General features: G+C 67.6%; 20 protein-coding genes. 8 read left to right on the top strand and 12 right to left on the bottom strand.

The window, feature by feature from the left end; translation table 11 throughout:
• On the bottom strand, positions 1 to 536 hold a 536-nt coding region (locus tag KBY90_RS10015), incomplete at its 3' end, for a 7-carboxy-7-deazaguanine synthase QueE (protein ID WP_254968458.1).
• A gap of 119 nt (positions 537 to 655) precedes the next feature.
• Here KBY90_RS10015 and KBY90_RS10020 point away from each other — a divergent pair.
• The 5 genes from KBY90_RS10020 (at position 656) to KBY90_RS10040 (ending at position 9720) form a co-directional block, all read left to right on the top strand.
• A complete protein-coding gene (locus tag KBY90_RS10020) occupies positions 656 to 1369 on the top strand; it encodes a peptidylprolyl isomerase (RefSeq protein ID WP_254968459.1) in 714 nt (237 codons plus the stop codon).
• Positions 1370 to 1393: 24 nt separating this feature from the next.
• On the top strand, positions 1394 to 4333 hold the full coding sequence (locus KBY90_RS10025; RefSeq protein WP_254968460.1) for an ABC transporter transmembrane domain-containing protein: 2940 nt from the start codon (positions 1394 to 1396) through the stop codon (positions 4331 to 4333).
• Positions 4334 to 4341: 8 nt separating this feature from the next.
• Positions 4342 to 5496 (top strand): HlyD family secretion protein, encoded by a 1155-nt coding sequence (locus tag KBY90_RS10030; protein ID WP_254968461.1) that lies wholly within the window; start codon positions 4342 to 4344, stop codon positions 5494 to 5496.
• A gap of 303 nt (positions 5497 to 5799) precedes the next feature.
• Positions 5800 to 8115, top strand: a complete 2316-nt coding sequence (locus KBY90_RS10035) for a VCBS domain-containing protein (protein ID WP_254968462.1) — start codon at positions 5800 to 5802, stop codon at positions 8113 to 8115.
• Positions 8116 to 8232: 117 nt separating this feature from the next.
• Entirely contained in the window at positions 8233 to 9720 is a 1488-nt protein-coding gene (locus KBY90_RS10040; protein ID WP_254968463.1) for a class I SAM-dependent methyltransferase, read from the top strand.
• Positions 9721 to 9724: 4 nt separating this feature from the next.
• Here the strand turns inward: KBY90_RS10040 and KBY90_RS10045 are convergent, their stop codons facing one another.
• The 3 genes from KBY90_RS10045 to KBY90_RS10055 all read right to left on the bottom strand — a co-directional run bounded on the left by KBY90_RS10045 (position 9725) and on the right by KBY90_RS10055 (position 12230).
• On the bottom strand, positions 9725 to 9985 hold the full coding sequence (locus KBY90_RS10045; RefSeq protein WP_254968465.1) for a type II toxin-antitoxin system VapC family toxin: 261 nt from the start codon (positions 9983 to 9985) through the stop codon (positions 9725 to 9727).
• A gap of 104 nt (positions 9986 to 10089) precedes the next feature.
• A complete protein-coding gene (locus KBY90_RS10050) occupies positions 10090 to 10995 on the bottom strand; it encodes a hypothetical protein (RefSeq protein WP_254968467.1) in 906 nt (301 codons plus the stop codon).
• On the bottom strand, positions 10992 to 12230 hold the full coding sequence (locus tag KBY90_RS10055; protein WP_254968468.1) for a glycosyltransferase: 1239 nt from the start codon (positions 12228 to 12230) through the stop codon (positions 10992 to 10994). The genes KBY90_RS10050 and KBY90_RS10055 overlap by 4 nt, the downstream gene beginning before the upstream one ends.
• Positions 12231 to 12322: 92 nt before the next feature.
• Here KBY90_RS10055 and KBY90_RS10060 point away from each other — a divergent pair, with 92 nt between their 5' ends.
• Complete coding sequence (locus KBY90_RS10060; RefSeq protein WP_254968469.1) at positions 12323 to 12655, top strand: hypothetical protein; 333 nt, start codon at positions 12323 to 12325, stop codon at positions 12653 to 12655.
• Between the two features lie 358 nt (positions 12656 to 13013).
• Here KBY90_RS10060 and KBY90_RS10065 read toward each other — a convergent pair whose 3' ends face one another.
• The 8 genes from KBY90_RS10065 to gcvT form a co-directional block, all read right to left on the bottom strand.
• On the bottom strand, positions 13014 to 13367 hold the full coding sequence (locus KBY90_RS10065; protein WP_254968470.1) for a DUF86 domain-containing protein: 354 nt from the start codon (positions 13365 to 13367) through the stop codon (positions 13014 to 13016).
• Entirely contained in the window at positions 13357 to 13665 is a 309-nt protein-coding gene (locus KBY90_RS10070; protein ID WP_254968471.1) for a nucleotidyltransferase family protein, read from the bottom strand. The genes KBY90_RS10065 and KBY90_RS10070 overlap by 11 nt, the downstream gene beginning before the upstream one ends.
• A 125-nt stretch (positions 13666 to 13790) precedes the next feature.
• Positions 13791 to 14006 carry a hypothetical protein gene (locus tag KBY90_RS10075; protein ID WP_254968472.1) on the bottom strand — a complete coding sequence of 72 codons (216 nt, stop codon included), beginning with the start codon at positions 14004 to 14006 and terminating at the stop codon, positions 13791 to 13793.
• Between the two features lie 35 nt (positions 14007 to 14041).
• The gene (locus KBY90_RS10080; protein ID WP_254968473.1) at positions 14042 to 14284 is read right to left on the bottom strand and encodes a type II toxin-antitoxin system Phd/YefM family antitoxin; all 243 of its coding nucleotides are present in this window, start codon (positions 14282 to 14284) and stop codon (positions 14042 to 14044) included.
• A gap of 36 nt (positions 14285 to 14320) precedes the next feature.
• On the bottom strand, positions 14321 to 15991 hold the full coding sequence (locus KBY90_RS10085; RefSeq protein WP_254968474.1) for a CTP synthase: 1671 nt from the start codon (positions 15989 to 15991) through the stop codon (positions 14321 to 14323).
• A 364-nt stretch (positions 15992 to 16355) separates the two neighbouring features.
• Positions 16356 to 16844 (bottom strand): Dps family protein, encoded by a 489-nt coding sequence (locus KBY90_RS10090; protein ID WP_254968475.1) that lies wholly within the window; start codon positions 16842 to 16844, stop codon positions 16356 to 16358.
• Between the two features lie 90 nt (positions 16845 to 16934).
• Complete coding sequence (gene aspS, locus KBY90_RS10095) at positions 16935 to 18758, bottom strand: aspartate--tRNA ligase (protein WP_254968476.1); 1824 nt, start codon at positions 18756 to 18758, stop codon at positions 16935 to 16937.
• 59 nt (positions 18759 to 18817) lie between these two features.
• Positions 18818 to 19945, bottom strand: a complete 1128-nt coding sequence (gene gcvT / locus KBY90_RS10100) for a glycine cleavage system aminomethyltransferase GcvT (RefSeq protein WP_254968477.1) — start codon at positions 19943 to 19945, stop codon at positions 18818 to 18820.
• 318 nt (positions 19946 to 20263) lie between these two features.
• Here gcvT and KBY90_RS10105 point away from each other — a divergent pair, with 318 nt between their 5' ends.
• Together KBY90_RS10105 and KBY90_RS10110 are read left to right on the top strand one after the other, a co-directional pair.
• Positions 20264 to 20518 carry a hypothetical protein gene (locus KBY90_RS10105; protein ID WP_254968478.1) on the top strand — a complete coding sequence of 85 codons (255 nt, stop codon included), beginning with the start codon at positions 20264 to 20266 and terminating at the stop codon, positions 20516 to 20518.
• 117 nt (positions 20519 to 20635) lie between these two features.
• Positions 20636 to 21046, top strand: coding sequence for a cyclic nucleotide-binding domain-containing protein (locus KBY90_RS10110; protein ID WP_254968479.1), 411 nt, complete (start codon positions 20636 to 20638; stop codon positions 21044 to 21046).
• The last annotated feature ends 2 nt before the right edge of the window (positions 21047 to 21048 follow it).

Genomic DNA, 21048 nt, shown 5'->3' on the forward strand with positions numbered 1-21048 from the left:
GGCCGGTTGCCGGCCTGGCAGCCGGCCGCCATGGCCTCTGCGAAGGCCAGGTCGGCCGGCTCGTGCACCACCACCTTGAGTTCGTGGCAGGCGGCCAGGAGCTCGGGCCGTGGCGGGCGGTGGCGCTTGGGCGAGAGGGTGATCCAGTCGAAGCGGCCGCTGAGCGGGTCGACGCCGCTGGTCTCCAGGTGCAGCGGCAGCCCGGCGGGCTCGAGGGCCGCGCAGAGGGCATCGAGCTGGTGGTGCAGCGGCTCGCCGCCGGTGACCACCACGAAGGCGGCGCCGGCGGCGGCGGCGGCGCGGGCCGCGGCGGCGAGCTCACCCAGCCGGCGCTCGGGGTGGGCATCCCGGGGCCAGGAGTGCTTGGTGTCGCACCAGGGGCAGCCCACCGTGCAGCCCGCCAGGCGTACGAAGAAGGCGCTGCGGCCGGCGTGCACTCCCTCCCCCTGCAGCGAGTGGAAGGTTTCCACCACGGGGATGACCGAGGGCAGGATGGGGGGCATGGCGAGGGGCATGGCGGCGGTGGCTGCCGGCATGGGGGATCGGTCGCGACCAGGCCTGGTGCCGCAACCCTAGGCAGCAGGGTGTTGCGGTCGTCTGCGCGGCAGCCTGCGCCGCTGGGAAGCAGGCAGGATGGGTCCACCGATGGTGGTTGATGCAGACCCCGGATCTGGCCCGACTGGCCCGCTACGGCCTGTTGCGCAGCTACGTGCGCCAGGCCCTGCTGGAGGAGTTGCTGGCGGATGTGCCCCTCGACGCCCAGGAGCTGGAGGCGGCGCGCGGCCAGTTCATGGCGGAGCGGCGGCTCGCCGATGAGGCCGCCCTGCAGGCCTATGCCCGCGACCAGTGCCTGGGACCGGCGGATCTCGACTACCGGATCACCTATCCGGTGCGGATCTGGAAGCACTGCCAGCAGCACTTCGCCCCCAAGGCCGAGTCGCGCTTCCTGGCCCGCAAGCAGAGCCTCGACAAGGTGGTGTACAGCCTGCTGCGCACCCGCGACGGCGGGCTGGCGCGGGAGCTGTTCCTGCAGGTGAGCGAGGGCGAGGCGGAGTTCGCCGAGCTGGCGGCCCGCTATGCGGAAGGTCCGGAGCGTGCCACCCGCGGCATCGTGGGCCCGGTGCCGCTGAACCAGGGTCATCCCGACCTGGTGGCCCGCCTGCGGGCGGTGGAGCCGGGGATGGTCCTGGAGCCGTTCCGGATCGAGAGCTGGTGGCTGCTGGTGCGCCTCGAGAGCCTGGTGCCCGCCAGCTTCGGGCCGGAGGAGGCCGACGCCATGACCCAGGAGCTGTTCAACGAGTGGCTCGACGCCGAGGTGGACCGCCGCCTGCAGGCCCTGGCTGCCGCCCCCGAGCCGGTTGAGGCCTGAGCGGCCCGCGCACCCCACCCCACCATGCCCGCCACCGATCCCGCTGCCGCCGCCCCCCTTTCCGGTCTCGATGGGCTCGATGAGGCCCTGCGCCGGCGTCTGCTGGCCAGCGGCGAGCGCCGCCGCTACGAGCTCGGCCAGTCGCTCTGCCATGCCGATCTGATTCCCTCTGAGATCCTGCTGCTGCTCAGCGGTCAGGCCCGGCTGCTGGTGCGCGATGCCGGTGCCCTGCGCACCGCCGAGAAGCTCGGCCCCGGGGCATGGGTGGGGCTGGCGTCGCTGCTGCGGGCCGCCCCCTGCGAGGAGGTGACGGCGGCCGGCGAGGTGGAGGTGCTGGCGATCGCCGATGCCCGGCTGCTGGCGCTGCTCAAGGAGGAGCCCGCGTTCGCCGCGTGGTGCGCCGGCCGGCTGTTCAGCGCCGAGCTGCTGGCCCTGCTGGCGGAGCTGCTGCAGCGCCGGGCCCAGGCCGATGCGTCGCTGCTGGGCCTGTGGCGCGAGCTGGCACCCCAGGCCCGGCTGGTGCCGCCCACCCGTGCGGGCCTGGAGAGCCTCACGGCCGAGGAGCTGCTGCTGGCTGCCAGCCACAACCTGCCGGCCCACGCCATCGGCAGCGAGCTCGATCCGGCCGAGGGGGTGCCGAAGGCCCGGCCGCCGCTGCCGCCGCGGCTGATCGCCCTGCCCGCCGCGCCGCTGCGGGCGGTGCTGGCGCCGCCGCAGCCGCTGCAGCCGGGGGAGGCGGGCACCGCCGCGGCATCCCAGCTGGTGCCCGCCGCCGCCGCGCCGCTGGCCAGCGGCCTCGATCTGGGCCAGCGCGACCGGCCCGAGCTGGCGCTGGTGCGCGGCAGCGGGCCGCTGGAGGAAACCCTCGCCTGCTTCCAGATGCTGGCGGCCCAGCTGAAGCTGCCCTTCCGCCGCGACGCGATCGAGAAGATCCTGCGCGATGTGCTCGGCCGCGGCCAGACACCCGACCTGCAGCTGTGCGGCAACATCGCCGCGATGATGGGTCTGCACGTGAGCGGCGTGCGGGTGCCGCCCCAGCTGGGCACGCGGCTGCAGGTGCCGGCCCTGGTGAACTGGAAGGGGGGCTTCGCGCTGGTGCGGGCCGCCGACGCCCGTGGCCTGGTGCTGGCCTCCCCCCGCGAGGGCTGGGTGGAGCTGCCCCCGGCCGGGATCGAGGCCGCCTTCCCCGACGGCATCGACGTGCTGCTGCTGGAGCGCAGCAACACCACGCCGGAGCAGCGCTTCGGCTTCGAGTGGTTCTGGCCGGCCCTGCAGCGCTACCGCGGCATCCTTCTGCAGGTGCTGCTGGCCTCGTTCGTGGTGCAGCTGTTCAGCCTGGCCAACCCCCTGCTGATCCAGGTGGTGATCGACAAGGTGATCAGCCAGCGCAGCCTCGACACCCTGCAGGTGCTGGGCATCGCCCTGGTGGTGGTGACGCTGATGGAGGGGGTGATCGGCGCCCTGCGCACCTTCCTGTTCACCGAAACCACCAACCGCATCGACCTGCGCCTGGGCTCGGAGGTGATCGACCACCTGCTGCGCCTGCCGCTGAGCTACTTCGACCGGCGGCCGGTGGGGGAGCTGGGCACGCGGGTGGCGGAGCTGGAGAAGATCCGCGAATTCCTCACCGGCCAGGCGCTCACCACCCTGCTGGATACGGCCTTCTCGGTGATCTACATCGCGGTGATGCTGATCTACAGCTGGCTGCTCACGATCATCGCCCTGTGCGTGCTGCCGATCCAGGTGGGGCTCACGGTGCTGGGGGCGCCCCTGTTCCGGCGGCAGTACCGGGCCGCGGCCCAGGAGAACGCCCGCACCCAGAGCCATCTGGTGGAGGTGCTCACCGGCATCCAGACGGTGAAGGCCCAGAACGTGGAGATGATCAGCCGCTGGAAGTGGCAGGACCTCTACACCCGCTACATCGCCCGCAGCTTCGAGAAGACGATCACCGGCACGGCGCTGGTGGAGACGTCGCAGGTGCTGCAGAAGCTCTCCCAGCTGCTGGTGCTGTGGGTGGGGGCCTCGCTGGTGCTCAACGCCGAGATGACCCTGGGCCAGCTGATCGCCTTCCGGATCATCTCCGGCTACGTCACCCAGCCGCTGCTGCGGCTCTCCTCGATCTGGCAGAACATCCAGGAGCTGAAGGTGTCGTTCGAGCGCCTGGCCGACGTGGTGGACACGCCGGAGGAGAGCAACGAGGCCGACCGCCAGAAGATCCCGCTGCCGCCGATCGCCGGCGAGGTGGTGTTCCAGAACGTCAGCTTCGCCTTCCCGGGCTCCTCCACCCAGGTGCTGCAGCACATCGACCTGCGCATCCCTGCGGGCACGTTCGTGGGGGTGGTGGGCCAGAGCGGCAGCGGCAAGAGCACGCTGATGAAGCTGCTCTCCCGGCTCTACGCCCCGGGGGAGGGGCGGATCCTGATCGACGGCTGCGACATCGACAAGGTGGAGCTGTATTCGCTGCGCCGCCAGATCGGCATCGTGCCCCAGGAGCCGCTGCTGTTCACCGGCAGCGTGGCCGAGAACATCGCCCTCACCGATCCGGACGCCGGCAGCGAGGCGATCATCGAGGCGGCGCGCCTGGCCTGCGCCCACGAGTTCATCATGGAGCTGCCGGGCGGTTACAGCGCCCCGGTGGGCGAGCGCGGCTCCGGGCTGTCGGGCGGTCAGCGCCAGCGCCTGGCCCTGGCCCGCACCCTGCTCAGCCGGCCCCGGCTGCTGGTGCTGGACGAAGCCACCAGCGCCCTCGACTACGACACCGAGCGGCGGGTGTGCGACAACCTGCTCGACAACCTGCAGCACTGCACGGTGTTCTTCATCACCCACCGGCTGTCCACGATCCGCCGGGCCGACCTGATCGTGATGCTGCACGAGGGTGCCATCGCCGAGGTGGGCCGCCACGATGAGCTGATGGAGCGCCGCGGCCGCTACTACGCCCTCTACCGCCAGCAGGAGACCGGCTGATGACTCTGATGCGCAGGCCCGGAGGGCTGGTGAAGGCCGGCCAGAACGCTCTCGAGCGGCGGGTGCAGGGCAGCCACGAAACCCTGGCGCTGCAGCAGTCGCGGCTGCTGGCGCGCACGATCACCTGGGCTCTGCTCGGCACCACCGGCGCAGCCCTGGCCTGGCTGGCCCTGGCGCGCACCGACGAGGTGGTGGTGGCGCCGGGGAAGCTGCAGCCGGTGGGCGAGGTGCGCACCGTGCAGATGCCGGTGGGCGGGGTGCTCGACCAGATGCTGGTGAAGGAGGGCGAGCGGGTGAGCGCGGGTCAGGTGCTGCTGCGGCTCGACAACGAGGCCTCGCTCGACCGGGAGCGGGCGCTGAAGGAGTCGATCGCGGCGCGCCAGGAGCAGCTGCGGCTCAAGCAGCTGGAGCTGGAGCGCTACCTGGGCCTGAACGACACCGAGCAGCAGGTGCTGCAGCGCAACATCGAGCTGGAGGGCGAGATCCTCGGACGTCTGGAGAGTCTGCAGACGGCCGGTGCGGCGGCCGAGCTGCAGGTGCTGCAGCAGCGCAACCGGGTGCGGGACGTGGAGGGCGAGCTGGAGAAGGTGCGGGTGGACCGCAACCGCCAGGAGGCGATCCTGGAGCAGGCGATCGCCCAGCTCAACGGCGAGCTCTCCGATCTGCGCGGCCGGCTCACCGAATCCTCGGTGACCGTGCGCTACCAGGACGTGCGCTCACCGGTGGACGGGGTGGTGTTCGACCTCAAGCCCACCGGGCAGGGTTTCGTGGCCCAGACCAGCGAGCCGGTGATGAAGATCGTGCCGTTCAAGGACCTGGAGGCCAAGGTGGAGATCAACAGCAGCGACATCGGCTTCGTGCAGGTGGGCAAGCCAGTGGAGCTCAGCATCGATTCCTTCCGCGCCAGCGACTTCGGCACCCTGGCGGGAACCCTGAGCAAGATCGGCTCCGACGCCCTGCCCCCCGATGAGCGCAACCCCAACTACCGCTTCCCGGCCACGGTGGCGCTCAACTCGCAGCAGTTCAAGCTGAAGAGCGGCCAGGAGCTGCCCCTGCAGACCGGCATGTCGCTCACGGCCAACATCAAGCTGCGCAAGGTGAGCTACCTGCAGCTGCTGCTCGGCGGCTTCCAGGACAAGACCGATTCGCTGCGGCGGTTGTGAGCTTCCAGGAATCCCATGTCATTTTCCTGTTGTCCAATTCGAGTTTCATGGGACGGCCTTGGGCTCGATTTAGCCCGGCAACCGTGCGGGGCAGGGGTGAAAGAGGTGTTTTCTGGATGGTTCTGTGGTTGACCGTCATACTCACCAATGAGGGCTAAGATACTGCCGGTTTACCCCGGCGAGATGAGTTGACGCGTTCTGGTCCCGTCGTTTAAGACGCCCGGGCGCTTTTAGCCTGTAAACAGGTTCCCGTAGTGCCCATTCACGCTGTTCAGCTTCCGCAACGCGGGAGTCATCCAGGGATTGTCCTGGATCTCTGCAAGAGCCGTCAGGGAGCGTCGCTCGTCATCATCACTTCTTTATTCTCATCGCAACACTGAAATGACTCTGGAAGCTGGCACTTACACCTGGGAGTTTGGAGATAGCAGCCAGGCGCTTTGGTTTGTTGTATCTTATGACACCGAGACCAACCAGTGGACTGTTGAAATGAAGCGGGGGTCCATGGACCTCAATGCCTTCTGGTGGTCGAATGATGACACCAACAAGGACGGTGATATCAATTTAATTTCCAAGGACAACAGTCTCAATATGAATGGGACTGGTGTTGTCTGGGACGGCTATGACAAGGTCTCGGATACTGGGCTCACTGGAACAGAGCATGATGGCAGCTCTTTGCTCACCACCAATCCAGATCGCTCACCCAAAATCTACACCTACGACCTCTCGAAGGACGGTGGGCAGGATTTTGAGGCTCTGCTTGCTAATGCTAATACCTCTACCGGCGAGGGTGCCACCCTTGGTATCCGCGCCACCAGTGTGAACGGCAGCAGCGGTATCAAGGCGGTGAATGGGGAGTTCACGTTTGTCTCTGCCAACACGCCTCCCACCGCCAGAGACGACACGGGCACCGCCGTGGAAGCCGGTGTGAACCCTGGATCCAATGCCACCGGTAATGTCCTGACCGACTCGCCTGCCGACAGCGATCCGGACGGTGATCCGCTGACGGTGAGCGCGATCCGCACCGGCACCGAGGTCGGCACGGGCACTGCCGGCACAATTGGATCGCCATTGGAGGGTATGTATGGATCGCTCACCCTCAATGCCGATGGCACCTACACCTATGTGGTGGACAACGCCAACGAAACGGTGAATGCGCTCAATGGAACGGGAACGCAGAGCCTCGCCGAAACCTTCACCTACACCGTGTCCGACGGCAAGGGTGGTACTGATACGGCTGAATTGGTGATCACCATCAACGGCGCCAATGATGCACCGACTCTGGCTGCGATTGCTGATGGCTCCGTGGCCGACGCCTTCGACAGCCCAGCTCTTGGAATTGTGGCGAACCTCTCAGGCACCCTGAATGGTGACGATGTAGACAATGGGGCTGTCCTGGCCTACGGAATCGATGGGGGGACAGCTACGGGTCCCGGTGATCCGGATGGTTTCGATGTCAAGAAGGCCGGAACCTATGGCACCCTGTATCTCAACAGCACAACTGGCGCCTACGAGTTTGTTCCAGATGCCGCAGCGGTAAACGCTCTTGCCGCTGGTGCCGAAGAAACTGATGTGTTCACCCTCAGTGTGACGGATGAGTTCGGAGCCCAGGCAACCGAGACGTTCACGGTGAATCTGACCGGTGCCAATGACAGTCCAGAGGCTGATCCCGAAAACTTCATTAGCACACAGAATACAACGGCAGTCTTCTCCGGTGATTTTCTGCTCAATGGTGACGTCGATGTCGACGGAGATCCAATCGAGATCTTCGTTCCGTCCGGCTCTACCGTGACTTGGACTCTCGTCAAGACCGACGATTCAGACTTTACGGGCACCGTTGTCTACAACAAAGACACCAACAGCTTCTCCTTCACTACGGGAGGAATTGGTACCTACACATTCGAGTACACCATCACCGATGGTGAGCTCACAGCCACGGGCACAGCCACTATTGACGTTCGTCCGGCCACAGGCGCTGCCAATCCCATTTCATTTACTGGTGCAGAGTACGACGCTTCGTTTATTGACGCTAAAGGTGGCGGCGATACCATCAATGCCGGCAACTCCCCTAACGAACTATATGGCGGTACTGGTAATGATGTGATTGTCGGCGGTGCTGGCTTCGACCTGATCGTCGGCGGTGCCGGTGCCGACAACATGACTGGTGGACTTGGCGCTGACATCTTCCGAACCGGCGCTGTGGGAGATAGCATCGCTCCCGTACTCACAGTAATGGAGATGGGTGATACTATTACTGTAAGCACGACTACAAATCCTCTCGCCGCCGGTAATACGCTTGATTTCCGAGGTGGCGTTGATATCATCACCGATTTCTCTTCCGTCGAGGGGGACAAGATTGACGTAGCCGCTGCTGGTGTCGCGCCCACATCTCTTATTGGTCTGAATCCCACCACGGCACTTGCCGCATCCACTACCTATGTGGTCTACGGAAGCTGGGACGACACAACCCAGAAGTTCACCTTAGCGACTGAATGGGATAGCACTACCAACAACGATGCCCTGATCGCTGTCGGCAATGGATCGCTGAGCGCAACCACAACCACGGCCTACACGCTGCTGAAGGATGTTGAGGGGCCACTTGTGGGAACGGATTTCATCTGACCACCAGAACATCTTTTCGCTGCCAAGAAGTATTCTCAGCCCTCGGCCTCCGCTTTGGCGGAGGCTTTTTCGTGGCTTTCAGATCATTGCCCTCTCCAGCCGCCAACCGCTGAATCCATGGCCTACGAGCAGGACACGGCGTACCTGCGGATCTTTGACCCGCATCAATCACCGGCCCACTTCGAGGTGATGGCCGGCCGCTTCGGAGCCGCTGTCGCCGCAGTCGATGCCTCCCGCACATACCTTGACCTGGGCTGCGGTCCTGGCCATTCGATCCTGGCACTTGCGCCGCTGTATCCCTGGGTGCAGTTCATCGGTGTCGACTTCAACCAGCTGCACGTTGAGGCTGCTCGGCAGGAAGCCCAGCGGCTTGATCTGGATAACGTGTGCGTGCATCAAGCTGATTTTCGCCAACTGCCGCCCGATCTCCCGCGTGCCCATTACCTCGTGCTGCGGGGTACCTACAGCTGGCTGGAGTCAACGGTGCGCAATGCAGTCGAGAGATCCCTTGGGGAGCTGCTTCTGCCGGCAGGACTGCTCAAGCTGCACAGCATCGTGCGACCAGGAGGCTTGCTCCGCCAGACCCTCATGTGCGTCATTCAGCAGGCGCTTGGAGACACCGCCGATCCCGAGAGGGGACGCCAGTTTCTCGACGAGTTGGTTGGTGAATGCCACGGCCTCGAACTCTGCTTCAGTCATGCCGGCAAAGCCATCGAGCTGATGCGTGCGGAAAGCGACGAGGCCTGGCGGCACGACATTCTCAATCCTGACTTCTCCATTGAGACAGCCGCCCAACTCTTTGCTCGCTTTGAGGGCCTTGGTCTGCGCTTCCTGGCCAGCGCCAATCATGAGCGCAACCTGCCCCTTCTGCAGGTGGGTGAAGGGATGGCCCGCCGGCTCCAGGCCTTGCCGCCAGGCCGCGCGCAGACCCTGTTGGATCATCTCAGTGGCAACGGCACACGCGATGACCTCTTCCTCCGCGAGCCAGCCCCTACAGGCCCCCGCCGCTTTGCTGCCCCATGGCGCTTCGGCCTGATCGTGCTTCCTCACCAGGCGCATCAGCCGCACCAGACGGTGCGCGGGCAGATCCTGTTCACCCATGACGACTGCCGGCGGATTCTGGAGGTACTGGCCGAGACACCTCTGACCTTTCCCGAACTGCACCGGCGCCTTGAGCCGATGGCTGTAGAGAGCATTGTCCTCTGGCTTGACCTGTTGCTGGCCGCCCGCCGGATCGGGCCCTTCCTGCCTGCCTCCCAGACAGGTCTGGCCGATCGGGGACGCCTCCGCCGCCTCAATCGGGAGCGGCTTCGGCAGACGGTCGCTGACCTCAGTGTTCGCACCACCACACCGCTGCTTGCGGCTGAATACGGCAACTGCCTGGTGGCTGGCTGGTTCGAATCGCTCGTGCTCGATCAATTTGAGCGACGCCATGACCCCAAGGTGCAGCAACGGCTCCTTCAACGGATTGCCAAGGCGGGTCTAAATCTGGGCGGCTCAGCTGGCCAGGCTAGGGATGATCCCTCCGTGGCATTTCGTTCGCGTCTGCGTCAGCTTGACCAGCTCTACATCCCTCGCTTGCCCTACTGGGGGATCGAGCTCTGAGCTTTCATTCCACCTTCCCCGTATGGAGAAACCGTTCCGCCAGCAGACGGCCAGCCTCGCCGAGTTTCACCAGGGCCACCAGCAGGACTTCCGTGCGGGTTGGAGCCGCCACGGCGGGCTGCTGCGCGGCGTGGAGCTGCTTCACGATCGCGGCGGCTGGCTCTTCCCCCAGCAGCACGGCGATCACGGCGCTGGTGTCCACCACCAGATCGATCACTCCCGGTGCCACCGCGGTGGCCGCGGCGGGTTCAGGAGCAGAGCCCATCGTCTCCATAGCCGAGAATCTCGTCGGCGCTGCGCCGATCGAGCTGCGGCAGCGTCCACACCTCGCGCTCCAGCCAGGAGAGGGTGTCCTCCACCCTGATCCGCTCAGGAGCTTGGCGGATCCTGCTCCTGGATCACGAACCGATCGGCATAGGCCGTGAAGCGGGGATGGCCGTGCTCCACCCACAGGAAGCTGCGCTGGGCCAGGGCCGGCTTCCACACCTCGAACACCTCCAGCGCCGTGAGGGTGGCGGCTGTTTCCAGCGGGCCGATGAAGCCCGCGTTCGGCAGGGTCCGCTGCCGGCGCCGCTCCACCTGGGCGGCGTCGAGACAGAACAGGCCGGCGTGGGGGTTGGCGGTGCGATCGAAACTGATCTCGGGCCCGCCGGCGAACCGGCCCCGGGCCACCGCGGGCTGCGGGGTGGCGAAGCGGCGGATGAAGCCGTCGCGCAATGGCCCATCCACCAGCAGGCGCTGGCCGCCCCGCCCGGGGATGGCCTCGTGGCGATGGGGCATCAGCACAGCCCGGCCCTCTGTGGCGCGCGTGAACCAGTGCTGCTTGGCGAAGAACAGGGGATCGGCGATCACCAGATCGTCCTCCAGGTAGAGGCTGAGATCGGCGATCGGTTCGGCGGCGATCAGCCAGTCGCGGGTGATCAGCGCCAACTGGCGCGGGTCGTTCAGTTCCACGGCATGCACGTGGATCTCCGGCCCGAAGTGGGCGAGCACCTCGCTGAGGGCGTGGCCGCCGGTGGTGAACACATGCACCTCAAGCTGCACTGCGTGTGGCATCCCGCCGGAGGAGGTGAGGCAGCGGCGGCCGATGTCCAGCATCAGGTCGGGTGCGGCGCGGCGCTGATCCAGCAGGGCCCCGAGACAGCGGGCCAGAGCCAGGCTGCGAGCCAGGCGGGCGCCGGGGGCCCCTGAGCCGTAGCCGCTGGCCTGCTCGCCTTCCTGGAAGAAGTGGGGGATCGCGGCGCGAACCCGCAGGCAGGGAAAGCCGGCACTCATCCCGGGGTGCGGCCGGCGGCCAGAGCATCCACCAGCTGCAGCTGACGCGGCAGGCACACGCTGTGCAGGTCGTAGCGCTCCACCACGCTGCGGCGTGCGGCCAGTCCCAGGGGGCGATGGGTGCCCGGATCCGCCAGCACCCCGGCGATCGTGGCCGCCAGGGCCTCGCCATCGAAAAAGTCCACCAGCAGGCCGTTCTCGCCATCCCGGATCACCTCCTGCACCGGCGCCGTGGCGGAGCCCACCACCACCGCCCCGCAGGCCATCGCCTCCAGCAGGCTCCAGCTCAGCACGAAGGGATAGGTGAGATACACGTGGCAGGCGCACACCCGGAACAGATCGTGCAGCACCGCATGGGGGATACGGCCCACGAAGTGAATGCGGGAGAGATCCAGCCGGCCCTCGAGTTCCTGCAGCAGCACCTGCCGCCAGCTGCCGCCGCCCGCCGGCGGTGCTCCGTAGCTCACCCCATCACCGCCCACGAGCAGCACGTGGGCCTTCGGGCGCAGGCGCTGCAGTTCCGGCAGGCAGCGCAGGAAACGGTGAAAGCCGCGGTAGGGCTCCAGATTGCGGGCCACGAAGCTCACCAGTTCGTCCCCGGGGTGAAACGTGAGCCCGGCCTTCTGCAGCTGGATGCGGCTGCCGGGCCGAGGGGCGATGCGATCGGAGTCGATGCCCTCGTGGATCACGCTGATGCGGTCGCGGAATTGCACCGGTGCCGTCGCCGCCTGCCACCGGGTGGGGGCCAGGCCCCAGTCGAGATCGTGAAAGGCCAGCAGCTGGGTGGCGCGCTTCAGCCGCGTGCGGCTCCGGGCCCGCCAGCCCTCCGCCGGAAACTCGGGATCGAAGCCCAGATCACCGCCCTGCAGCTGATACACGAACTCCACCTGGTGCAGCACCGGCACCCCGGGCAGCACATCCTTCACCGCCAGCAGCTCCCCCCAGCCCGGATGCCCCACCACCAGATCCGGCCGCAGGCCGTCCGCCACCAGCCCCTCCAGCAGCCGGGCCACCGCCTCGGCGCGGATCGTCTTGGCCTGGAAGTCGGCCGCCCAGCTGTGGCAGTCGGGCACGCCACCGGCCGGCATCGGGTCGTAGCGGTGCAGTTCCACCCCTTCCAGTCCGCGGGCGGTGGGCCCACCGATCGCCACCACCCGGTCGCCTCGCTGGCGCAGCGCCGCCGCCAGATGGCGGTATTGCCCGGGGAAGTTCTGGTGGATGAACAGCACCTGCATGCCGGCGATCTTGATCGGTCATCCGCCTTTCCGATCGCCAGGCGTCTGACTAGACATGGGGTGAGACCCGGATGAGACCGGAGGAGGGTGTCATGACTGCGCACACTGCCAATGGGGCGGTGGGTCTGCGCGATCCCTGCCCGCCTGGGTCAGCCCCTGCCGAAGCCTGTGCCGTGTTCGCCGAGCCGCTCATCGCCGAGGTGCGTTTCGGTGAGGGCGCGGAGGCTGCGGTGGAACAGGCCGACGTGCTGGCCATCTGCGACGACCATCTCGAGCTGGCCATGCCCACCCACGGCTTCCATCAGCCGGGTGAGGTCTGCCAGGTGTCCTTCGAGCTCAACGGGGCGCGGCGGGTGCTGGCCTGCACCATCCTCTGGTTCAGCATGCACCAGCTGGTGAGCCTGATGGGCGTGGGTCTCGGCTGAGGCCTGCACGCCAGTCGCCTTGGAGCAGCTCCAAGTCCAGCCCCGTCTTCAGGAACTGGCGGGAGTTCTGATCAAGGGTGACCAGCCGAATGGAGCCGGTGGCGGCGAAGGCTGCCAGCCGCACCTTCACATATCAAGCAGGGAGGCCGGCACGGCGGATGTCCTTCTGCATCAGGCACGGATGCTTCAGCCTCACCGCATCGCTCGGGGCGGCTGCAGGATCCGCAGCAGAGCCCGCTCGTCCTCGGCCTGCGCCAGGCCTTTTACCCTGATGGCCCAGCGCCAGGGCCATCAGCTCAGGACCAGCGCCTCTTTCCGCGCTTTCATTCGCCAAGCGGGGCAGGTTGCGTGGCTGTTTTCAGCCGCATCGATTCCCGCCTTCCATGATCTCTGCACATTCAGACCTCGGCCTTGGGATATCGATCTTGGCGGTTTCATAGACTGTATCGTCGTCTACTGATGCATAGTTGTGGGTAAGGATATTTCTGAAGCCGATGGCCTTGCGGCCATCCGAAAGGCGTTGAAATCTCTCAGGGGCGAACTTGGCCAGCATGGCAACGGCTTCTCCAATCAGCATGAACTCACGCTCTACCACTGACCTCTTCTCTCGATTCTGAGCATGCGCTTCGAGGGATGCACCTCGCAGGATGGATTCAATGGAATCGCAGGCCTCGAGGATGTCGCTCACATAGGCGAAGATGTCACGAGCCATAGATCATCTGCTTTGTTTGTTCGATTTCACGGGCAATCGCTGCATTTCGCACGGCTCCATTCATGACGAGATCAACTCTCGATCCAAGCAATTGCTGCAACTCATCAAGCATTTTGAAATAGGCTTGCCCTTTGGCGTGCCCCCCGATCGGAGCAAATTCGACAAGCAGATCAACATCGCTTTCTCCAGGCCGAAAGTCGTCCCGTATTGCCGATCCAAAAGCAAACAGCTTCTTGACACTGTGCCTGCGGCACAGTTCGGCAATTGCGTCTTTGTAATTGTGCAAGAGATTGTTCATGATTCACCTTTATGACCTTTTTCGCCATTTTACGCGAGGCAGCCATTGGAGATCAGAGCTCGTGTAGAGCGGATCGACCCCTGATCCAGAGACCGTTGGATGGGCCGGAAGCTGGCCTCGGGGGGTCAGCGGCCCATCAGCCGCACCGGCCCCGGATAGACCGCCAGTTGCTGATCGGCGGTGATCAGCAGCAGGCCGTCGGCCGTGGCCTGGGCCAGCAGCAGCCGATCAAAGGGATCGCGATGCAGCGGCGGCAAGGCGGCCACCGCCAGGGCAGCAGGCAGCCGTTCGGGCGAGCCCATCGCCCACACCAGCAGGTGCGTATCGAGCAGCAATCGCATCGACCGCCTCAGGCGCCCACAAACAGATCGGCGATCTAAGCGGCGCCCATCTGAACAAAGTCGTCGGGCACCTGGCACTGGCCGGCCAGCAGGCCCAGGCGGCGCACAGGCGCTGCAGCCATGCCCTCTTCGCTGAGGGGGGTGACGCGCACCATGGGCCGGCCGGCCTTGCAGATCACAAACGACTGGCCCGCTGCCGCCTCATCCACCAGGCGCGACAGATGGGTCTTGGCCTCGTGCATGTTCACCTGCCGCATGACCGGTTCGAGGCCTGTCATCTCACCCACCTTTGTCGACTGAGTCTGGCCGCCGCGTCACACCTGCAGCGGCTGCTCCTGGAGCGCCGCCGCGCTGGCCGGCTGCTCCTGACTGTGACCCACGGCCTCACCCCGCTGCGCCTGGGCCGCCTCGATCAGTCCCAGGAACAGGGGGTGGGGCTTGCCGGGCCGGGAGAGGAATTCCGGGTGGTACTGGCAGGCCGTGAAGAAGGGGTGATCCCTCAGCTCGATCAGCTCCACCAGCCGGCCGTCGGGGGAGGTGCCGCTGATGGCGTAGCCCGACTCCAGGAACAGGTTGCGGTAGGCGTTGTTGAACTCGTAGCGGTGGCGGTGGCGCTCGTACACCACTTCCTCGCCGTAGAGCCGGTGGCCGCGGGTGCCGGGCTGCAGCCGGCAGGGGTAGACACCCAGGCGCATCGTGCCGCCCAGGTCCACCACGTCCTGCTGCTCCGGCAGCAGGTGGATCACCGGGTGGGGCGTCTGCGGATCCAGCTCGGCGCTGGTGGCGCCGGCCAGGCCGGCCACGTGGCGGGCCCACTCGATCACGGCGCACTGCATACCCAGGCACAGGCCCAGGAACGGCACCCGCTGCTCCCGCGCCCAGCGGATCGCCGCCACCTTCCCGTCCACGCCGCGGTTGCCGAAGCCGCCTGGCACCACCACCGCGTCCATGCCCGCCAGCAGCGCCTCGGCGCCCTCGCTCTCGATCTGCTCGGCGCACACCCAGTGCAGATCCAGGGAGGCGTCGCGCTCCAGGCAGGCGTGGCGCAGCGCCTCCACCACCGAGAGGTAGGCGTCGTTGAGCTGCACGTACTTGCCCACCAGCGCCACCTTCACCGCCGGCCCCGGGTGGCGCAGCTTGGTCACCAGCTCGGCCCAGCCGCCCATGTCGCTGTCGTGGTCGGCGAGGCGGAGCACGTCCAGCACCTCCCGGCACAGCCCCTCGCGCTCCAGGGCCAGCGGCACCGCGTAGATGCTGTCGGCGTCGAGGGCCTGGATCACGGCCCGCTCGCGCACGCCGCAGAAGCCGCCGATCTTGCGCTTGAGATCGGCGCTGATCTCCCGGTCGCTGCGGCACACCAGCACGTCGGGCTGGATGCCGATCGAGCGCAGCTCCTTCACCGAGTGCTGGGTGGGCTTGGTCTTGAGCTCGCCGGAGGTGCCGATGTAGGGCAGCAGCGTCACATGCACGTAGGCGATGTCGTCGCGGCCCACATCGCCGCGGAATTCGCGGATCGCCTCCAGGAACGGCAGCGACTCGATGTCACCCACCGTGCCGCCGATCTCGGTGATCACCACGTCGGCGCCGCTGTTGGCCGCCACCCGGTGGATGCGCTGGCGGATCTCGCCGGTGATGTGCGGGATCACCTGCACCGTGCCGCCCTCGTAGTCACCGCGGCGCTCCTTGTTGATCACCGCCTGGTAGATCGAGCCGGTGGTGACGCTGTTCAGGCGCGAGAGGGCCGTGTCGGTGAAGCGCTCGTAGTGGCCCAGGTCGAGGTCGGTCTCGGCGCCGTCCTCGGTGACGAACACCTCGCCGTGCTGGTACGGGCTCATCGTGCCCGGGTCCACGTTCAGATACGGGTCGAGCTTGAGGATCGAGACGCTGTAGCCGCGGCTCTTGAGCAGCCGCCCCAGGCTGGCGGCCACGATTCCCTTGCCGATGCTCGACACCACACCGCCGGTGACGAAGACGAACTTGCTCATGGCTCCTTGCTCATGGCAGCGCGGCGGACTCTTCAATGTACCGAGCGGCTCAAGAGTCCCGGCCTGAGGGGCGAGGGGTTCCTGTGGCCGGGAGGGCTGGATGGCTGCGGGTTGGCGGTCTCTGCAATGACGCCACCGTTGACGCTTCGTTGACGCCCCAACGCCGAGAGGTCGCGCAACTCCCGACAGGAGCCGGATTCAGCCTCCGCTGCGCTCGGCGTTGCGCCAGGGCGGGAGCTGGTGCTTCGGGCTGTGCAGCGATGCCCTCGGGCTCGTGCGCACCCTCCCTCAGCTCCCCCCCTGCCTGCTGAGGGCCTTTGCCCCCGCCGGGGCGCCTGGTGAGAGGCCGGTGCCCCGGCGGCGATCACCCCTCCAGCAGGCTGCGCAGCATCCAGGCGGTCTTCTCGTGGATCTGCAGCCGCTGGGTGAGCAGGTCGGCGGTGGGCTGGTCGCCCGCCTCGTCGGCCACGCCGAACACGCCGCGGATGGTGCGGGCCACGGCCTCATGGCCCTCCACCAGCTCGCGCACCATCTCCAGGGCGGCGGGGATGCCGTGGGTCTCGGGGATGGAGGAGAGGCCGCTGTAGGTGCTGCCGCCGAAGGGGGCGGGGCAACCGAGGGCGCGGATGCGCTCGGCGATCTCGTCGAGGGCGTTCCAGAGCTCGGTGTACTGCTCCATGAACATCAGGTGGAGCGTGTTGAACATCGGTCCGGTGACGTTCCAGTGGAAGCCGTGGGTCTTGGCGTAGAGCACGGTGCTGTCGGCGAGCACGCGGCCGAGGCCTTCGGCGATCTTCTGGCGCTGGGCTTCGGGGATGCCGATGTCGATCGGGGGGGCGGTGACAGGTGCCATGGCTGCCTAACTCGTAGTGACTCCGTTTTAGCAGAGCAGTGGTGCCGTGGCCTCTTCTTGTCCTGGCTGCGCGCCCGGGCCGGGGCTGCCTCAGTCCTCTTCCTCGCGCCAGGTGCTGGCCACGTGCAGCTCCTCCAGCTGGCGCTCGCTCACGCAGGCGGGGGCCTGGGTGAGCAGGCAGCGGGCCTGCTGGGTCTTGGGGAAGGCGATCGTGTCGCGGATCGACTCCTCGCCGGCCAGCAGCATCACGATCCGGTCCACGCCGTAGGCCAGGCCGCCGTGGGGCGGGGCGCCCATGTCCAGCGCCTCCATCAGGAAGCCGAACTGACGCTCGGCCTCCTCCAGGGGCAGGCCGATGGTCTGCAGCACCTGGCGCTGCAGGGCTGAATCGTGGACGCGCAGGGAGCCGCCGCCCAGCTCCAGGCCGTTGAGCACCAGGTCGTAGGCCTGGGCGCGGGCCGTGGGCAGCGTCTCAGCCCAGGCGGCCGGATCGTCGCCGAGGTCGGCGGCGTTGGGGGCGCAGAAGGGATGGTGCAGGGCCTCCAGGCGGTTCTCCTCGGCGTTGAACTCGAACATCGGGAAATCCACCACCCAGAGGAAGTTCCAGGCGTCGTTCTCGCGCTCGGGCTTCACCAGGCCCAGCTCGCGGGCCAGATACTGACGCACCCGGTCGAGGGCCTTGTTCACCGTGGCGGTGTCGCCGGCGCCGAACAGCAGCAGGGTGCCGGGCTCGGCGCCGCTGCGCTCCAGCAGCTCCGCCTTCTTCTCCTCGGAGAGGTTGTCCTTGATGGCGCCGATCGTGTCGATCTCGCCGCCCTCGCGCACGCGGATGAAGGCCAGGCCGCCGGCACCGGCCTTCTGGGCCTCGGAGAACACATCGCCGCCGGGCTTGATGCGCACGTTGCTGATCGCCTCGTTGCCGCCGGGCACGGCGATGGCCTTCACCGCGCCACCGGCCGCCACGGCGCCGGAGAACACCTTGAAGCCCATGTCCGCCACGATGTCGCTGACGTCGGTGAGCTCCAGGCCGTAGCGGGTGTCGGGCCGGTCGGTGCCGTAGCGATCCATGGCCTCGTGCCAGGTGAGCCGGGGGAAGGGCCGCGGCAGCTCGATCCCCTTCACGGCCTTCCAGATGGCGGCGATCAGGCCCTCGTTGAGCGCCAGGATCTGCTCCTGGTCCATGAAGCTCATCTCCATGTCCAGCTGGGTGAACTCCGGCTGGCGGTCGGCCCGCAGGTCTTCGTCGCGGAAGCAGCGGGCGATCTGGTAGTAGCGCTCGATGCCGCCCACCATCAGCAGCTGCTTGAACAGCTGGGGCGACTGGGGCAGGGCGAACCACTCGCCGCCGCACACCCGGCTGGGCACCAGATAGTCGCGGGCGCCCTCGGGGGTGGAGCGGGTGAGCACCGGCGTCTCCACCTCGATGAAGCCGGCGTCCTCCAGGTAGCGGCGCATCGCCTGCACGGCCCGGTGGCGCAGGCGCAGGTTGGCGTTCATGCGCTCGCGGCGCAGATCCAGGTAGCGGTGGCGCAGGCGCAGCTCCTCGCGGGTGTTCTCCTCGTCGTGCACCGACACCGGGAAGGGCAGGTTGCCCTTCACCGCGTTGAGCACGGTGATGGCGCCGGCCAGCACCTCCACATGGCCGGTGGAAAGCTTCTCGTTGATCGATGCGGCGGGGCGCTCGCGCACCGTGCCCGCCACCTGGATCACGGTTTCGTTGCGCAGGTGCTCGGCCGCCGCGAAGGCCTCGGTCCCCAGGTCGGGGTCCACGGTGATCTGCACGGTGCCGCTGCGGTCGCGCAGGTCGATGAAGATCACGCCGCCGTGGTCGCGGCGCCGGTCCACCCAGCCGCACAGCTGCACGGCCTGGCCGCTGGCGTCCTGGCGCAGGTCGCCGCATCCGTGGCTGCGCATCTGAGATCCCGTTTGCAAGGGGCGATTGTCCCACCCGGTCAGCGCCGGGCTGTTGCGCGTCAGCGCCGATAAAAGGGTCGCTTCACCACCGTGGCCGGTTCGGCCCGGCCGCGGATCTCCACCGCCAGCTCCGTGCCCACCCGGGCCAGATCGGCCGGCACGCTCGCCAGGGCGATGCCCCGCTCCAGCGTCGGCGACCAGCCGCCGCTGGTCACCGTGCCCACCGGGTTGCTGCCGGCCGCGGCGCCGGCGGCCAGCACCGGGTAACCGTGGCGAGGGATGGCGCGCCCCTGCAGCTCCAGCCCCACCAGCCGCCGGCTCACGCCCTCGGCGGTCTGCCGCTCCAGCACCTCCCGGCCCACGAAGGGCTTGGGCATCTCCAGGTGCACCAGCCAGCCCAGCCCCACCTCCAGGGGGGTGGTGCTCTCGTCCATGTCGGAGCCGTAGAGGTGCATCGCCGCCTCCAGCCGCAGGCTGTCGCGGGCGCCCAGGCCGCAGGGGGTCACCCCCTCGGCCAGCAGCTGCCGCCAGAGGGCGATGCCCGGCTCGCGCGCCAGCAGCAGCTCGAAGCCGTCCTCGCCGGTGTAGCCGGTGCGGGCCACGAACACGTCCGCTCCCGCCGCCGCGCCCTCGGCGCTGCCGCGCAGCTCCAGCTGCCGGTGGCCGAAGCGGGGCAGGCCCGCCAGGCCGGTGCCGGCCAGCGCCTCCAGCCGCGCCGGCGCCTCCGGACCCTGCAGGGCCAGCAGCACGCCGGCGCCCTTGTGGTCACTCACCGTGATGCCGGCCGGCTCGAGCTGGCTGGCGAGCCAGGCGGTGTCGGCCGCGGCACAGGCGGCGTTGATCACCAGCAGCAGCTCGTCGGTCTCGCCCCGGCCGCGGTCGTAGACGATCAGGTCGTCGCGGATGCCGCCGCGCTCGTTGAGCAGCACCGTGTAGCAGGCCTCGCCGGGGCCGATGCGGAACAGGTCGCTGGGCACCAGGGCCTGCAGGGCGTCCTTGGCGCCGTCGCCGCGCAGCCGCAGCACGCCCATGTGGGAGATGTCGAACAGGCCGCAGTGCCCGCGCACGGCCCGGTGCTCGGCCAGCAGGCCGCCGTACTGCACGGCCATCTCCCAGCCGGCGAAGGGCACCAGGCGGCCGCCGGCGGCCCGGGCGGCCTCGAACAGGGGGGTGCGCTGCAGGTCCACGGCGCCGCTGGCGGGTGCCGTGAGGCTATTGGAGGCAACCCTCAGGCTGGCTGGACGGCAGCCAAGCGCAGCCGGGGTTCCAGGGATGGGGGAGCGAAGAGATTCGGAAGAAAGCGGTGTCGGCGGCAACAGACGCCGGCATGCCCCCTATGGTGCGGCCCCGGCCACAGCCACGGCCGGAATCCGTCAGCATTCGCTTTCGCTCCACAGTTTCGCTCCACCGTTCCAGGCCGCCTGCGAGTCGCCCTTCCCGGCGTCCCTTTCCACACCAACAGTTCCACCACCCAGTTACACAGCCCAGATCCCCAGCCCCGTTTCATGCCCCTTCGTCCCAGCTGCCGCGGTTGCGCCCATTGCGCCCTCCCCCAGGGCGGCGGTGGTGGCTGGTGCCGGCTGCGGCAACTGGCCATCCATCCCGAGCTGGCCGGCGACCTGTGGTGCCACCACTGGACGGCACGGGCGCCGCGGCTGCCGGCCACCGGCACCGCCGGTGGAGCGACGGGCGGGCACGAGAGTCCGGGGCGCTTCCGCCAGCTGAGCCTGGAGATGCTGCTCCCCCAGCTTCTCGACTGAGCCGGTCCGCACCCGGGAGCGACGCAGGTCCGAGAGCAACGCAGGAATGATGACGTTCGATCGTCATCCGCTTCCGTTGTCACTACATTCGGAAGCCTGATGCCCGGACCTCCTGGATTGATCACCACTCCGTTCGCCCATGCCTCCACCACGTCAGCCATCGATCTGATGGCCGTGCAGGTGGAAACCGAGCGCCTCACCCTGCCCACCGGCGCCACCGTGTTCGAGCAGGGCCGAAGCGCTGATTCCATCTACGGGATCCGCAGGGGAATCGTGGAACTGATCGGCAACGGGGGCGAGAAGCTCTGCTACCGCCCCGGTGAACTCTTCTGCTATCAGGACATCGTCTGGGGAGCGGGGGAGCACAGCAACACCGCCTTCGCCCGCACCCCGGTGGAGATCCTGCGGCTCGACCGCCTGCGCTTTCTGAACCTGCTGCACAACCACCCCACCCTGGCGCTGCTGCTGATCGGCCAGCAGCACGACCGCCTGCGGGAGCAGCGCTCCAGCGGCACCTGCTGTTACTGATC

It is taken from the genome of Cyanobium sp. CH-040, assembly GCF_024346135.1.
In the GTDB taxonomy this organism is placed as follows: domain Bacteria; phylum Cyanobacteriota; class Cyanobacteriia; order PCC-6307; family Cyanobiaceae; genus NIES-981.

Excerpts from the sequence above, each read along its gene's own strand:
- KBY90_RS10075 (WP_254968472.1), bottom strand. The coding sequence starts at position 14,006 with ATGCGATTGCTGCTCGATACGCACCTGCTGGTGTGGGCGATGGGCTCG.
- KBY90_RS10070 (WP_254968471.1), bottom strand. The coding sequence starts at position 13,665 with ATGAACAATCTCTTGCACAATTACAAAGACGCAATTGCCGAACTGTGC.
- KBY90_RS10060 (WP_254968469.1), top strand. The coding sequence starts at position 12,323 with ATGACTGCGCACACTGCCAATGGGGCGGTGGGTCTGCGCGATCCCTGC.
- KBY90_RS10085 (WP_254968474.1), bottom strand. The coding sequence starts at position 15,991 with ATGAGCAAGTTCGTCTTCGTCACCGGCGGTGTGGTGTCGAGCATCGGC.
- KBY90_RS10030 (WP_254968461.1), top strand. The coding sequence starts at position 4,342 with ATGCGCAGGCCCGGAGGGCTGGTGAAGGCCGGCCAGAACGCTCTCGAG.
- KBY90_RS10055 (WP_254968468.1), bottom strand. The coding sequence starts at position 12,230 with ATGCAGGTGCTGTTCATCCACCAGAACTTCCCCGGGCAATACCGCCAT.
- KBY90_RS10025 (WP_254968460.1), top strand. The coding sequence starts at position 1,394 with ATGCCCGCCACCGATCCCGCTGCCGCCGCCCCCCTTTCCGGTCTCGAT.
- KBY90_RS10105 (WP_254968478.1), top strand. The coding sequence starts at position 20,264 with ATGCCCCTTCGTCCCAGCTGCCGCGGTTGCGCCCATTGCGCCCTCCCC.
- KBY90_RS10065 (WP_254968470.1), bottom strand. The coding sequence starts at position 13,367 with ATGGCTCGTGACATCTTCGCCTATGTGAGCGACATCCTCGAGGCCTGC.
- aspS (WP_254968476.1), bottom strand. The coding sequence starts at position 18,758 with ATGCGCAGCCACGGATGCGGCGACCTGCGCCAGGACGCCAGCGGCCAG.
- KBY90_RS10090 (WP_254968475.1), bottom strand. The coding sequence starts at position 16,844 with ATGGCACCTGTCACCGCCCCCCCGATCGACATCGGCATCCCCGAAGCC.
- KBY90_RS10050 (WP_254968467.1), bottom strand. The coding sequence starts at position 10,995 with ATGAGTGCCGGCTTTCCCTGCCTGCGGGTTCGCGCCGCGATCCCCCAC.
- KBY90_RS10020 (WP_254968459.1), top strand. The coding sequence starts at position 656 with ATGCAGACCCCGGATCTGGCCCGACTGGCCCGCTACGGCCTGTTGCGC.
- KBY90_RS10045 (WP_254968465.1), bottom strand. The coding sequence starts at position 9,985 with ATGGGCTCTGCTCCTGAACCCGCCGCGGCCACCGCGGTGGCACCGGGA.
- KBY90_RS10040 (WP_254968463.1), top strand. The coding sequence starts at position 8,233 with ATGGCCTACGAGCAGGACACGGCGTACCTGCGGATCTTTGACCCGCAT.
- KBY90_RS10080 (WP_254968473.1), bottom strand. The coding sequence starts at position 14,284 with ATGACAGGCCTCGAACCGGTCATGCGGCAGGTGAACATGCACGAGGCC.